A 12,664-nucleotide genomic window follows, 5' to 3' on the forward strand; every position below is an offset into this window, starting at 1 on the left:
GGCCAGGGAGGATCGGGAGCGCCAGCAGAAGGCCAACGAGATGGTCCAGCGGCTGGCCCGGGACTCATCGAAAGAGCTGGCGCGGCAAGAGCGTGCGCTTGAGAAGGCTCGTCGTGAGCGCGACGAGGCGGTAGGCGACATCGACAACGTCTTCGAGGTCCGGATGATCGGACGCGAGCGGGGTCGAAGAGCACGACACGATCGCATTCTTACTGACGCCCAGGCGAGATACGAAACCAAAGACCCGCGCGGGCGAACAGATGCGGCACTTCAGCGTGCGCGCCTGGGTCAGCGAGAACGATCACGAGTTGGTGAAACTGGAGGCCGAGGCGATCGACAACCTGAGGCTGGGCCTGGGTGGGCTGGCCAGGCTGCACAAGGGTGCCCGACTGTCGTTCCTGCGCCGAAAGGTCAATGGCGAGCTCTGGCTGCCTGCCGTTGTCAGTTATAACGGCAGCGCACGGGTGGGCCTGCTCGTCACGCTGCGGCGCGGCGGCACCTCAGAGTTTTCCGGCTATCGCAAGTACTCGGTCGATACATCCGAGGGTGTCAGCCGGCCGAAGTAGCCAATCGCGACCACGCGTTGGTCGACGAGGCGCCGGTGAGGACACTCCTACGTTGCGCGCTCTTTGGCGAGCAGGATGCCCAGCCGATAGGTTCACGTTTCATCGCGCCGTGATGCGGGGAGCACTGTGAGCGACCAGACGGACGTCCTGCAAGGCACTCTCGACCTGTTGATCATGCGAACGATCGCCCTCGAACCCTTGCATGGCTGGGCAATCGCGCAGCGCATCCAGCAGATTTCCGATGACCTGCTGAGGGTCCAACAGGGCTCGCTCTATCCCGCGCTCCACCGGCTCGAACACCAGGGCTGGATCACGGCCGAATGGGGCGCATCGGAGAACAACCGCCGCGCCCGCTTCTACGCGCTGACGAAGGCGGGTCGTAAGCAGCTCGAGGCGAAGTCGCGAAGTGGGAGCGCCTGTCGGCCGGCGTCAACCTCGTCTTGCAACGGACGTAGCCGTGCACGACCGTTCGCCCTCCCTGTCCCAGCCAGGGGTGCTACCGCGCGGCGGCAGCCATCTCCTTCAGGAACTTCAGCGCTGGCCCGCAGTCACCGGCCACGTCAGATGAATTGGCCTCGATGCTGAGGCGCCCTTGGTAGCCAATCTTCAGCAGGTTGTCGAAGAACCGGCGATAGCGGGCCTCACCAGCTTCCTGCCTGGGGAAGCCGCGCGCCGACGGTTCGGCGATCTGCAGGTGCACGATCAGATCCTTCGCGTCGAGGATCGCGTCTGGATCCTCGTTCTCGAACGTCAGGTGATAGAAATCGACGATGATCCGGACCTTCGGGTGATTCACCTCACGCGCCAGGCGGGCGGCTTCGGCAACGGTGTTGACGATGTTGCTCTCGGGCTTGCGGAGCGGCTCGATGCCGATGACCATGCCGTAGCGGCGCGCCTCGATGATGTCACCTGCCGTGCGCAGGAACGCCTTCAGCTGATCCCACGCCCGCTCGCGCGGGAATCCCTCCGGAAACGAGCGGGCGCCCGGGCTACCGAAGACGATGACCTTGACGCCCAGCTGCTCGGCCAGCGCAAGGGAGCGCTCCAGAAAGTCGTTGACGCGCGCCTGATCGGCGGTGGGTCCGGTCAGCTTGATGTCGGCACCGGGCAGGAACCAGTTCATCGTCTCGACGCGGAGCCCGGTTGCTGACAGTCGACGCAACTGCTCTTGCCGGTCCGGGTCGGGCAGGGCAAGCGTTTTCGCGAGTCCGGGCTCGATGTAGTCGTATCCGCACGCGGCAATCGTGGCGGCATCACGCAAGGGCTCGACCTCACCGAACGAGGCCACACCGTACCGCAGCCTTACGCCCTGGGCCTCTGCGCGCCCTGGGGCGACGATCGCGGTCAGCGCGACGAGAGCGCGTAACCAGTTCGCGAGTCTCATTGATGGGCCACTTTGACAGGGACGGTCGAAAAGTCAAACCGGTGCCGGCCGGAAGTGCGTCGGGCGAATGTGTGATACCGCCTCGCGGCAAACGGCGAGCTGGCGCAACCACGTGACGAGTTGGTTCCAGGTGGCAGCTTTCAGGTCCGCCAGACTTCGCCGCGGGCGGGCCGTAAAGGACCCTGCGAACCAGCGCGTTCTAAATGTCGCCGCACCGCCGTTCGCCGCGCCTGTCGTGGTCGTGGTGAAGGCGACGCCACACCGGAACGCCCCCAGACGTCCCCCACGCGCTGCCGCGGAAGGCGGGTGGTTCGGGAGGGGAAGTAGGGCAGGGGCCTGCGTCGCGCCGCTGCACGGACACCGACGATGCCGGCTCGCCATCGGTGCGGACTAATCCTCGGCAGCGTGATAAAATCATCGGCCAGCTCGTGAGGGTCTCCTGGCATCGCCAGATGACGGCGTCGTGGCGGGTGCAGATGGTGCCGCGGCGCCTGCTGCCGTGGCACACGCTATGCACCATGATCGCGCGGAGGCACCCATATGCACCGCTTGCTTTCTGGTCGACGCATCCAGTGGTTGACGATGTTCGCCGCGCCGCTCCTGGCGTGGGCGTCCCTCACGGCGCAGGTCCGGCCCCAATCACCCGAGCGACACAATCCGCTTCGCGCTGCGTACATGCGTGCCCACTTCTACCAGGCGATGCTGCTGCACGATGCCGTGGCTCGCGGCGACCTGGAGACGGCGCGACTCGAGGCGACGCGCCTGCAGCAGCACAGCGCGACGGTGCCGATGCCTGCGCGTGCGCAAGCCTTCCAGGGAGCGATGACCCGCATGGCGACGCAGGCCTCAGCGGCGACCACACTGCTGGAAGCGGCGCGGATCACGGCCGCAATCCTCGGCACGTGCGGCCAGTGCCACCGTGCGATGCAGGTGCGGGCGATGCCCCCCCTGAACACGGACATCAAGGTGGGCGGGATCGTCGGGCACATGCTGCTGCACCAGCACGGTTCCGACGCGCTCGTCGAAGGCCTGGTTGCACCGTCCGACTCAGCTTGGACTGAAGGGGTGAAGACGTTCGCAACGCAGAAGCTCGATTCCGCCGATGCACCGCGCAAGTTCCGCAAGGAGTTGGCCGCCGCTGAGGCGCAGCTGGCGGAGTTGGCGGGGCAGGCGGCCCAGGCACAGGGCAGCCGCGATCGTGAGGTCGTCTACGGCAAGGTGCTGGCGACCTGCGGCGCGTGCCACGGCATGGTGTCGCATTCCGCGGGGCCCGATCGTCATTGAGTCTCACGCGGCGCACGGCCATGGCTGGCCGGCACGCCGTGCACCTGCTGCGCGGTGGTCGGCCGAAGGTGCGCGTGCGCGATTCCGTGAGCCTGGATCACCGAGGTGGGAACGCTCGGGCGGCGGCAATGGAAGGAGGCCCGTCTCACCAGGTTGGTCGCGAGTGGCGCTTGCAGGCGAGCACCATTTGACACCATCGTGCTGATCTCGGACGCAGAAGTCCCGCGTCTTTGCCCGCGTCCTGCTCGACCTGTGACTCACGGCTGGAGTCGCGTCGCGGTGGCGTTGCTGCCGGCGGCCCAGTGGAGCGTGCAACGCGGCGACCCGCGCCCACGCGTCGGTCGGCGTCGCGGTGCGCTGAGTGATTGCCGCGAGGACGGCGAGCGCTATCCATGCGCGCATCATCTGCTGGCACATCTTTCGAGACGAACGGCGAGCCCGGAGCGGCCTCGACTCCTGTCCGCTGCGGCAGCGTGCGCCGTTCTAGTCAGGGTCGACGCTGATCGCTGCAGGTCCTGGATATGCTGGGGCAGCCGGTCGGACGCGATCATCCACCTGCCGCAGTTCCCTCCTGCATCACGGCGGCAACGGCGGACAGGGCCACCCGCCAGGCCTCGCGGGTGGGTTTGTCGAAATCAGGACCGAGCGCCTGCGCAAATGCCCAGAGCAGCGCCGTGATCAACCTGTCGTAGTCGGCCGGACCGACTCCGTAATCGGCATGGCGTCGTCCGAGCTGAAGCAGACGGGGCCGCAGCGACTCGAGGTTGTCGAGCGAGCTTGCGACCGCGTCGAGCGTGTCCATCAACTTGCGGCCTTGGACAGCGAGATCGTTGTGGAACAAGCGGCGGGCGGAGGGGTCCAGCTCGAAGAGCTTGCCATAGAGCAGCAGCGTCACGGGAACGGCGTCGACGGTGAGTCGATCGAGGCTCTGCCTGACCAGGTCGCGCTGGGTGCGTGTGATCATCACCTTGTCGGGCGAAATCCGATGCGTCATTCGATCACCGCGCCTTCAATTTGGGCGAGCGCTGCCTCGATCTCGCGCATCTCGCGCCGATCGGGCGCCTCGACCGAGGTGCCGGGCTGAGCCTTCTGCCACCCCTGGGCAGCCTCGCGCAGCCAGCGGAGGGCGTTCTGGCGGTCCCCGGGTTCACCCACCTGGCTGCGCATCAATGCCGCATAGGTCAAGCCCATCGCCGACACGCCCCGCTGGCCGGCTCGCAGCATCCGCGCGTCGGCCGACGAACTGTCTCCCGCATCAAGCGCGCATACAGCGAACGCCAGCGCGTCGGCGCGCCGGCCCCTGGCGACGGCGTTCAGCGCGAGCCGCTGGTTGGCCCGTATGAACATCACGAGCAGGGTGGCGTCCCCGTGTGCCAGGGACGGTTCGGCAATCGCTGCCGAATTCAGATAGGCGAGGTGGGCATTGTCGACCTCGCCTGCGGCAGTCAATGTGTTCCCGACATCGAGGTGCGCGATCGCCCGATCCGTCCGGAGTGTCATGTCATGCGGGCTACGCCGGCCGAGCTCGTCGAGCATGCGGAGCCTTTCGCGTTGAACCGCAAGCTTCTGCGTGCAGTCGTTGCCATCCATCGCGGTGTCGACGCGGTTCAGGGCGTTGCTGTAGTCGGCGGCCGCGCGTCTATCCGAGCGGTCCAGCTCATACAATCGTCTTGCGACGTCCGCGGCTTGCCCGTATGCCCGAAGCGCTTGACGCCGTTGGCCGAGCTTCTGAATGCCGGGCTTACCGAGCACGTCGCCGATCTGCCCGTATGCCAGCATCAGCGCTCGCTCCATGCCGGCATCCCGCGGCTCGGCGGCAGTGAACCTCTCCGGCATCGCTGCGGCATCGTGAAAATGGGCGTGCCCAGGTCTCAGGTGTGCACGGCGCTTCTCGCTCGCACCGATGCTGGCAGGCATGTTGGCCACCCCGCTCAGCACGACCGGCGTCGACCAGCCAGCACCAGCGGCTTCGAAGTACAGCCGCAGCGACTCGGCGGCGGCTGCGCACGCCCCGCGAACGTCACCAAGGTGTCGTTTCGCGTTGCTGGAATCCATGTATCCGTCAGCGAGCGCGAGCCGCAACTCGCGATTGTTCGCGACGGCCGGTATCGACACTCGTGCAATCGCGCGGTCGATCGCCTGCAGCGCCTCGTGACCGTCGAGCACGAGCGTGGACGCGAGCGAGCGGATGTGCCCGACTCGCGCATCGGCACGTCGCGCCTCGTACAGGGCCACGGCGGCGGCTGCCATCACACTGCCCCCCACGGCCGCGGCTGCCGCCACTGCACCTCGATGACGGCGCACGAAGGTGTAGGCACGATAGGCAAGCGTCTGCGGCCTGGCCGTGACCGGCTCGTGCAGCAGGTGCCGTCGAACGTCGTCTGCAAGCTGTGCGGCTGAGTCGTACCGCCGTCCAGGCGAGGCGTCGAGAGCCCGCGACACAATGTTGTCCAGGTCGCCGGTCAGCTGGCGTGCGAGTCGCGGCTCGTCGACTGCCGCGCTCGGCCGCACAATCGGTGTCTCGAGAGCTCGCTGGATCGCCAGCGCGGTCAGGTTCTCGAATCGCCGCGGACCCGTTCCAGTGAGTAATTCGTAGAGCACTGCGCCGAGCGAGTAGATGTCCGAAGAAGGCGTCGCGGCCTCCCCCCGAATCTGCTCGGGACTGGCATAACGCGGCGTCAACAACGCCGCGACCGTGTCAGTGGCGGCATTGCCAGCTTCGACGAGCAGCTTGCAGATGCCGAAGTCGAGCAGCTTGGGCACCCCTCGGGTGTCGACCAGGATGTTGCCTGGCTTCAGGTCGCGGTGGACGATGAAGTTGCGGTGCGCGTAATCGACCGCGGAGCAGACCGCCAGAAAGAGGCGCAGGCGGGTCTCGACTGCCAGCGCGTGCTGCGCGGCATACCTCGTGATCCATGGACCGTCGATGTATTCCATCACGATGTACGGGAGACCATCGTCGGTCGTCCCGCCATCGAGCAGGCGGCTGATGTTCGGGTGCTGGAGCCGGGCCAGTGTCTGCCGCTCGCGGCGGAAGCGGGCGAGGATGAACTCGGTGTCCATCCCTGGCCGTACGAGTTTGATCGCGACCCTCGCCCGGTACTCGTCGTCGTCGCGTTCGGCGAGAAACACCGTGCCCATACCGCCGCGGCCAAGCTCGCGCATCAGTCGATACGGACCGACCCGAGTCGGTGCGCTGACGCCTGTGCTCGTCTGCTGGAACGATTCGAGTGCGGCATCGATTCGCTTCTGGACGAACCCGCCAGGAACTGCTTGATGACTTGCCAGCAGCGACCGCACCTCCCGCCGAACCTCGTCGTCTGTTTGCGCGAGGCGATCGATCAAGATGGTTCGCTCGTTGACCGGCGCCGTCAGTGCCAGCTCGAAGAGCTCGCCGACAGCCAGCCATCGCTCCGGAGTCATGACTCACCGCGCGACAGCTCGCGATGGAGCCAGGCCTCGGCCAGGCGCTGGTCGCGGCCGATCGTTCCGACCGAGACGTTCAGCGCCCGCGCCGTTTCCTCAACACTCAATCCCCCGAAAAAGCGCAGCTCGATGACCCTGGATTTGCGCGCATCCACTGCTGCCAGTGCGCTGAGGGCGTCGTCGAGCGCCACGATGTCGTCCGACTTCATCGGCACGAGAGCGACCACGCCGTCAAGCGCCAACGTCACCTGTCCGCCGCCGCGCTTCTGACTGCGGTGACGGCGTGCGTGGTCGACGAGGATCTGGCGCATCAGGTGTGCGGCGACGCCATAGAAATGCGAGCGGGATTCCCAGTCGGGCATGGCCTGCGCCACCAGGCGCAGGTACGCCTCGTGCACGAGCGCCGTCGGTTGCAGGGTGATGGCCGCATGCTCGTCGCGCAAGTAGTGCGCGGCGAGGCGGCGGAGCTCCTCGTAGACGATGGGGATCAGCCGATCGGCCGCCGCCGGCTCGCCGTTGGTGAGATCGAGCAACAGCCTCGTAACCTCGGCCGCGGGGTCCATCCGTCGCTCCTCGTCAGGGTCGCTCGGGAGCGAAGTCTAGCACGGCCGGTGCGGCACGTTTCGTCGCCCGTTTGTCCCTGCCGGAGTGGCGCGATTGGCCACGTGATCGATCCGGGCACGTTCCTGCGCCCGTAGACACAGAGCTGCCCACGCCGGGCGGTTGGCACCCTCGGAATGTTCGAGGGGTCTGTCACGTTCGAACCAGGGAAATGTCATGAACAGCCATTTTTTCAAAGCCATCCTGATCGGGTCGATCATCCACGTCGTGGCGGTACCAGTCCGCGGCGAAACGGCCTGGAGCCGTGTATCGCCGCCGGGAGCAGGCTTCTCCGTCGAGGCACCGGGGACTGCACAACCGGATGCTGATTCCGGTCAATACACGTACAGCTCCGGCTTCTGGTCGTTATCGGTCAAGTTGCTGGCCGTGCATCCAGGGACGCGGGCGCTCGTCGAGCGCCGCGATCGCAAGGCGTTGGTCAGGTGTCTGGAGTCGATGAGGGACACCATGGCCGGCGCCGTCACCGCAGAGTGGAGTGGCTCCTCGTCGGGTGACATCGACGGCTACCCGTCACTCCGCTTCTCGATCAAGACGGCGGAGATCGAAGGGGAGGACCTTCTCGTCCTGACCGGCGAGCACCTCTACCTGGTCATGACCGTGGGCCCGAGGGGAACACGCAAGGACGACGCGAAGCGCTTCCTCCGAAGCTTTCGTCTCCTTGCCACCGATGGTCTACCCGTCAGCGATTCGCGCGCTGCCGACGCGGCGTCGACCAATCCGGTCGCAACGACGCTGGCCGGGCCCATGTTCACAGCGACGCGCCTGATCATCGAAGAGAGGACCAACCGGCGAATCGAAGGGTTGCTGCAAGCCGCGCCGCCGGCAGCGCGGCTTGGCACCCGGTGGAACCCGTCGACCCAGGCATGGCAGGACGCGCCCACATCGATCACCGGTCGTATTGCCCAACTCGTCGATGCGTACGGGAAGTCCGGCAATGTCGTCCGTGCACTCGAATCGGAACTCGAACAGCTCACGCCGGAATCCCGGGCCGCACTCGCGGCCTCGTTGCACGGACCCGCCGGTCCGGCCATTGTCAGGCAGTTGGCCCGATCTCAGTTCGTCTTGATGATGATGACCGACGATCCGGATGGACCGCGGGCTGGCGAGCCTGCCTGGCGCGAGAAGCTCAAGGCGCTGCAGACGCTGTTCGATCAGCGCATCGGCTCGGCATTGCCCAGCGCGGACGGCAGTGACCGGACCGCTGTGGACGCGTTCTTTTCGGACTCGTCCGCCGATGCACTCAGGCTCTGTTCCGTGGTCATCGGACGAGCGACGCGTGAACTCGAAGATGCCATCAATCTGATGATGTTCGATAACGGCGACGCAATCGGCCGCGAAATCGAAACCGTCATCGCCGGCGTGAAGTGACGCTGCCCCGGAGACTCGCCATGACATGCACACACCGGATGCGGCAGTCGTTTCACATCGCGACAGTTTGTCTCTGCCTGCTGAGCGGCGCGGTCGTCAACGCTGCCAGTGGCCAGCCCGAGCAGGCAGTCCGTGACTTCATACGCGCACTGGCGCTGCACGACGTTCACGCGTTTTCGCGCGCTGTTCGATCCGACCCGCGTGCGAGGCGTTTCATCAATCCGCAACCGTTGACGCCGGAAGGACAAGTGGAGGCCGTGCGACGGCTCGAGACGCTGCAAGTCCATCGCCGCGATGACGTCCTGCTCCGCGGCAGGCCGATCGCCGCGGATGGCCAGGGCGACTACCCGGTCGGCAGCGTCGGTCACTTCATCGCAGCTGGCAGCGGCGGGCCTGCGGTCGTGACCGTCGTGCGCGAGCCAGAGGGCTGGAAGGTCGACCTGCGATGGTGGCTGGCCATGCTCGACATGGCGGCCGGTCGAACTCCCGCGGCGAACTCGCCGGAAAATGCGATCCGCGGATTGACCCTGGCGCTCATTGCGCTCGATCGTGAGGGGGCGTTGCGCTTCGCGGTGTCTGGCGCGGAGATCAGTGAATTGTTCGACGGCGCCCCGCCAGTGCGTGAGCCGTCTGGAGTGCTGGAAGCCGCTGCCATGGAGATGCCACTGGTCGAGGTCGGCTCTGGAGAGTTCTACCCGATGCCATCCGGCCGGGTTGTCGAGGGCTCTACGGCTGCAGATCGGAAGGTCATCGTCGGCCAGTTCGGACCTGTCGACATGCCGTTCGTGCTTCGCTACGTCGGCGGCGTCTGGCGCGTCGAGCCAGAGCCCTACTTCGCTCTGATCAATCGTTAGCGTCCAGACCGGCGGCGTACGTGATCAGCTGCCCCAGATGTGAGTGATCTGTTCTTACGAGTTGGTTCTCGATCAGGACCCAGCTGCTATCGAGCGTGTTGCGGCACAGGATATCGGCGCGGAAGGGACCGACATTCTCCTCCTGGGCCGCCACCTCGAGTTCCAGGCCAATGGCCATTTCACCCCGACCTACAGCTCGTGGCTGAACCAGGTCGAGCTGTGGTTCAGCACGATCGCGCGCGACCTGCTCGCCCGCGGCATCTTCACGTCGACCACCGACCTCGCGCGCACGATCCGGCGGTACATCGACCGCTACCACCGCGCAGCGAGGCCGGTGCGCTGGACGTATCGCGACCTTACCCGGCGCATCGCGTGATACTTCACTTTCAGCTGATACAGTCCACCTAGGGATACTTCATTGCCACTGCTTGTGGTGGTTCCTGGTGTAGTATCCGCGTGTCCGGCCCAGGTTAATCGGAAATCCCTGCTCAGACGTCCCGCGCCGGGGTTGTCGTGGCGCGGCCCGCCGCGCTCATCCCGAAAGCATGCAATTGAATTCATTGGATTCGAGCCTTTCGACGATCGCGCTCAACCAGATGCCGACGACCTCGCGCCGACGGGGCCTGGATCGTTGGTTCTATGTGGGCGTCACGTCGGTGCTCGTTGGACTGAACCTCGCCGCGTTCGGCCCATCACTCATCGAGCCGTCCGCCCGCGCAGTGCCGCTCCCGCTTACGGCGCTTGTTGGCGCGCATGCGGCGGTTTCGGCGGCATGGCTGCTGGTGTTCCTGGCGCAGACGATTCTCGTCGCCACGGGCCGCACGGCCGTTCACCGACAACTCGGGATCGCGGGCGTGCTGCTGGCAGTGGCGTTGGTGGCAACCGGACCGCTCGTGGCCATCGGGGAGGCGCGTCGAGGCTTCGACCTCAGCGGCGATCTCGTACCACGTGGCACATCCCAGAGCGCGGGCACGTTACTGTCGGTTCTTTTCCTCTTCGTCTTGTTCGGGCTGCTGGTGGCGGGAGCGGTCTGGTACCGTCGCCGACCCGAGGTGCACAAGCGGCTGATGCTGCTCGCGATCCTCGGTCCGCTCATGGGTGCACCCGTTGCGCACCTGGTCGGTCACTGGGATGCCCTACGGCCGTTGGCGGGTCTGATCTTTCCGATCGCCAATGCGGTGCTGCTGGCCGTGTTGCCGATTCACGATCGGCTCACGCGCGGGCGTATCCATCCGGTATCCCTGTGGGGCGCGATCATGGTGTTCATCTGGTTCATCGTCACTTTCGTTGTCGTGGCGCCCACACCGGCGTGGCAAGATTTCGCCGAGTGGCTCGTTCGATGAGTGACACGCCCGCGCCACCTGGCTAGGGTGCCGCAGCAGCCCGTGGCGCAAGTCACTGAGTCGATGCATGTGGCCCGCATGCATCCGGCGAAGCCGAAGGTCAGGGTGCGCACCAGCCGACCGGACGAAATTGGCTCGCGAGGACGCGAGTCCAAGTCGGGCCACGCACCAATTCCCTGGTTGCCCGGACACTATGACCGCAAGAGAAGCGTGCGGCGAACGGCGCGCAACCCTATCATCGCGGCTGCGACTCCGACCAGGGTCATCGTCGTTGGTTCTGGAATGGCTGCCGACGCCTGCGGTGCATAGACACACTGACGAGCGCGCGGCGGATCATATCGGCCTCACAGTTGTTCTACGCCCAACAGGGCCTTGCGGGTCGTGCGATAGCTCCTACAGTGGTGACTGCTCCGCGTGATGCACGAGGGTGGCGTCGAAGACCCCGAGTCATTCCATGCGATTCCCTGTGAGACGCGCCCCACGGCTGTTCAGATCCAGAGTGTCTGCGCCGCGTCTTCTCCACGCATTGGCAGATCCTGCTTGTCTGCGATCGGCGCGCCGACCGTGTGTGGGCAAGACACTCGCTCAAACCGTGCATGCGGATGTCTCGCACGCGCGCCCTACGGTTCATGCAGCGCAGCATCGATGGTCCTCTGGCCGAGGGCCGCCATTGCGGGATCGTCACGAGAGTGCGTCAGGTACGCCAGTCCCAGCGCCAGCGCCCAGCCGCGGGCCCGCGTCTTCAATGCATCAGGCTCCTCGCCCGTCCACGCGTCGAAGCTCGATCGAATCGATCGCGGCAGCATCCAGAGAAGGGAGAGATCCGTCGCTGGATCACCGGAGGTGAGATCGCCGAAGTCGATCACGCCCGACAGGGAGCCGTCGCTCACCAGCAGGTTGCCCGGATGAAGATCCCCGTGGAGCCACAGTGGCGGTCCGGACCACGGCGGCGCCGAGAGCGCGCGGTCCCACAGGCTGAGCACTGCGGCTCGGTCCACGACGCCGTCAAGCTGTTGGAGATGCTGGTGCAATGCAGCGGTGCGCGCCTCGAGCGGCACACCTCGCCACGGATTACGCGGGGCGTCCGCAGGTGCGGGCTGGTGGAGCGCGCGAGAGAAGCGCTCCAATGCGGCACCGGTTGCCACGGGGTCCGGCAAGGCGGCATGCAGGAGACTCTCGCCAGGCAGCCATCGGACGACGGACCACGACCAGCCGAACATGGCGCCAGCAACCCCCACACGAACAGGTACGGGCACCGGCACGGGCAGTCGCAGGGACAACTGCGGCAGCCACCGTTGCTCGTATTCGATCAGCGGCGCGGACGCCGCGCGACGAGGCAAACGGACAGCCAGCTCGTCCCCCAGGCGGAACACGGCGTTGTCCCAGCCTTCGGAGACCTTGACTGGCACCAGATGGGCGAGGTCCGGATGTTGTTCCTGGAGCAGGGCGTGAACGAGTGAAGCGTCGACGATGAGGTCGGCCGCTGGCTTTGTCCCGATGGCCATGCTTGGCAGTGATCGTACAACTGTGGCGCGCTGCCGCCACGCCGCATGCGACGCGACGAGCGCGCGTCCACGCTCCTGACGTCGAACCGTCCCGTCGACGACTGGGGAAGCTTCTCGGCCACACGGCTGCGGTGAGCGCGCTCCTCGATCGCCTGCGCCATCACGCCAACGTCCTCAAGTGCGGCCTCCAGAGCTGGGGGACGAAGCTCCAGACCGATGTGCGACCAGAGGAAACAATGCGATAATCCTGCCTCGTTTCGGACGCCACGTTATCGCTAAGCAGAAGCAGGAAGGGTTGCCTCCGAGATGGCGG

13 protein-coding genes and 1 pseudogene are annotated in these 12,664 nt (G+C 66.1%); 6 read left to right on the forward strand and 8 right to left on the reverse strand.

What is annotated here, in order from left to right; translation table 11 throughout:
* Positions 1-64: 64 nt before the first annotated feature.
* On the reverse strand, positions 65-199 hold the full coding sequence (locus LuPra_RS33900) for a hypothetical protein (protein ID WP_257724506.1): 135 nt from the start codon (positions 197-199) through the stop codon (positions 65-67).
* A 61-nt stretch (positions 200-260) separates the two neighbouring features.
* Between LuPra_RS33900 and LuPra_RS12000 the strand changes: the two genes are divergently transcribed.
* Both LuPra_RS12000 and LuPra_RS34420 read left to right on the forward strand, forming a co-directional pair.
* Positions 261-566: a hypothetical protein gene (locus tag LuPra_RS12000; protein ID WP_110170960.1), complete on the forward strand. Its 306-nt coding sequence runs from the start codon at positions 261-263 to the stop codon at positions 564-566.
* Positions 567-740: 174 nt separating this feature from the next.
* Complete coding sequence (locus tag LuPra_RS34420; RefSeq protein WP_418001411.1) at positions 741-1,151, forward strand: PadR family transcriptional regulator; 411 nt, start codon at positions 741-743, stop codon at positions 1,149-1,151.
* Here the strand turns inward: LuPra_RS34420 and LuPra_RS12010 are convergent.
* Positions 1,063-1,950: a sugar phosphate isomerase/epimerase family protein gene (locus LuPra_RS12010; protein WP_110170961.1), complete on the reverse strand. Its 888-nt coding sequence runs from the start codon at positions 1,948-1,950 to the stop codon at positions 1,063-1,065. The two genes, LuPra_RS34420 and LuPra_RS12010, sit on opposite strands and share 89 nt — an antisense overlap.
* A 540-nt stretch (positions 1,951-2,490) precedes the next feature.
* On the opposite strand from LuPra_RS12010, the gene LuPra_RS12015 reads away from it, so the two are divergent.
* On the forward strand, positions 2,491-3,234 hold the full coding sequence (locus tag LuPra_RS12015) for a hypothetical protein (protein ID WP_110170962.1): 744 nt from the start codon (positions 2,491-2,493) through the stop codon (positions 3,232-3,234).
* A gap of 547 nt (positions 3,235-3,781) precedes the next feature.
* Here the strand turns inward: LuPra_RS12015 and LuPra_RS12020 are convergent.
* From LuPra_RS12020 to LuPra_RS12030, 3 genes are read right to left on the reverse strand one after another with little or no spacing between them, the layout of a single operon-like run.
* Positions 3,782-4,228 carry a globin domain-containing protein gene (locus LuPra_RS12020; RefSeq protein WP_110170963.1) on the reverse strand — a complete coding sequence of 149 codons (447 nt, stop codon included), beginning with the start codon at positions 4,226-4,228 and terminating at the stop codon, positions 3,782-3,784.
* Entirely contained in the window at positions 4,225-6,657 is a 2,433-nt protein-coding gene (locus LuPra_RS12025) for a serine/threonine-protein kinase (protein ID WP_110170964.1), read from the reverse strand. The genes LuPra_RS12020 and LuPra_RS12025 overlap by 4 nt, the downstream gene beginning before the upstream one ends.
* Positions 6,654-7,223: a sigma-70 family RNA polymerase sigma factor gene (locus LuPra_RS12030; protein WP_110170965.1), complete on the reverse strand. Its 570-nt coding sequence runs from the start codon at positions 7,221-7,223 to the stop codon at positions 6,654-6,656. The genes LuPra_RS12025 and LuPra_RS12030 overlap by 4 nt, the downstream gene beginning before the upstream one ends.
* Positions 7,224-7,437: 214 nt before the next feature.
* Here LuPra_RS12030 and LuPra_RS12035 point away from each other — a divergent pair, with 214 nt between their 5' ends.
* Entirely contained in the window at positions 7,438-8,649 is a 1,212-nt protein-coding gene (locus LuPra_RS12035; protein WP_110170966.1) for a hypothetical protein, read from the forward strand.
* Positions 8,650-8,669: 20 nt separating this feature from the next.
* The gene (locus LuPra_RS12040; RefSeq protein ID WP_157899060.1) at positions 8,670-9,503 is read left to right on the forward strand and encodes a hypothetical protein; all 834 of its coding nucleotides are present in this window, start codon (positions 8,670-8,672) and stop codon (positions 9,501-9,503) included.
* Here the strand turns inward: LuPra_RS12040 and LuPra_RS34425 are convergent.
* Positions 9,502-9,681, reverse strand: a pseudogene (locus LuPra_RS34425) (DUF4268 domain-containing protein); the annotation flags it as partial. The gene LuPra_RS12040 and the pseudogene LuPra_RS34425 overlap by 2 nt on opposite strands.
* Before the next feature lie 418 nt (positions 9,682-10,099).
* Here LuPra_RS34425 and LuPra_RS12050 point away from each other — a divergent pair.
* Positions 10,100-10,846, forward strand: coding sequence for a hypothetical protein (locus LuPra_RS12050; RefSeq protein ID WP_157899061.1), 747 nt, complete (start codon positions 10,100-10,102; stop codon positions 10,844-10,846).
* Positions 10,847-11,037: 191 nt separating this feature from the next.
* On the opposite strand, the gene LuPra_RS34430 is transcribed toward LuPra_RS12050, so the two are convergent.
* The gene (locus LuPra_RS34430) at positions 11,038-11,130 is read right to left on the reverse strand and encodes a PEP-CTERM sorting domain-containing protein (RefSeq protein WP_418001412.1); all 93 of its coding nucleotides are present in this window, start codon (positions 11,128-11,130) and stop codon (positions 11,038-11,040) included.
* A 336-nt stretch (positions 11,131-11,466) separates the two neighbouring features.
* Positions 11,467-12,351: an aminoglycoside phosphotransferase family protein gene (locus LuPra_RS12060; protein WP_110170970.1), complete on the reverse strand. Its 885-nt coding sequence runs from the start codon at positions 12,349-12,351 to the stop codon at positions 11,467-11,469.
* Positions 12,352-12,664 lie beyond the last annotated feature (313 nt).

The sequence above is a fragment of the Luteitalea pratensis genome (genome assembly GCF_001618865.1).
GTDB lineage: Bacteria > Acidobacteriota > Vicinamibacteria > Vicinamibacterales > Vicinamibacteraceae > Luteitalea > Luteitalea pratensis.

Coding starts and splice junctions, on each gene's coding strand:
- LuPra_RS12060 (WP_110170970.1), bottom strand. CDS start 12,351: ATGGCCATCGGGACAAAGCCAGCGGCCGACCTCATCGTCGACGCTTCA.
- LuPra_RS12030 (WP_110170965.1), bottom strand. CDS start 7,223: ATGGACCCCGCGGCCGAGGTTACGAGGCTGTTGCTCGATCTCACCAAC.
- LuPra_RS12035 (WP_110170966.1), top strand. CDS start 7,438: ATGAACAGCCATTTTTTCAAAGCCATCCTGATCGGGTCGATCATCCAC.
- LuPra_RS34420 (WP_418001411.1), top strand. CDS start 741: ATGCGAACGATCGCCCTCGAACCCTTGCATGGCTGGGCAATCGCGCAG.
- LuPra_RS12010 (WP_110170961.1), bottom strand. CDS start 1,950: ATGAGACTCGCGAACTGGTTACGCGCTCTCGTCGCGCTGACCGCGATC.
- LuPra_RS12020 (WP_110170963.1), bottom strand. CDS start 4,228: ATGACGCATCGGATTTCGCCCGACAAGGTGATGATCACACGCACCCAG.
- LuPra_RS12050 (WP_157899061.1), top strand. CDS start 10,100: ATGCCGACGACCTCGCGCCGACGGGGCCTGGATCGTTGGTTCTATGTG.
- LuPra_RS12000 (WP_110170960.1), top strand. CDS start 261: ATGCGGCACTTCAGCGTGCGCGCCTGGGTCAGCGAGAACGATCACGAG.
- LuPra_RS12040 (WP_157899060.1), top strand. CDS start 8,670: ATGACATGCACACACCGGATGCGGCAGTCGTTTCACATCGCGACAGTT.
- LuPra_RS12015 (WP_110170962.1), top strand. CDS start 2,491: ATGCACCGCTTGCTTTCTGGTCGACGCATCCAGTGGTTGACGATGTTC.
- LuPra_RS12025 (WP_110170964.1), bottom strand. CDS start 6,657: ATGACTCCGGAGCGATGGCTGGCTGTCGGCGAGCTCTTCGAGCTGGCA.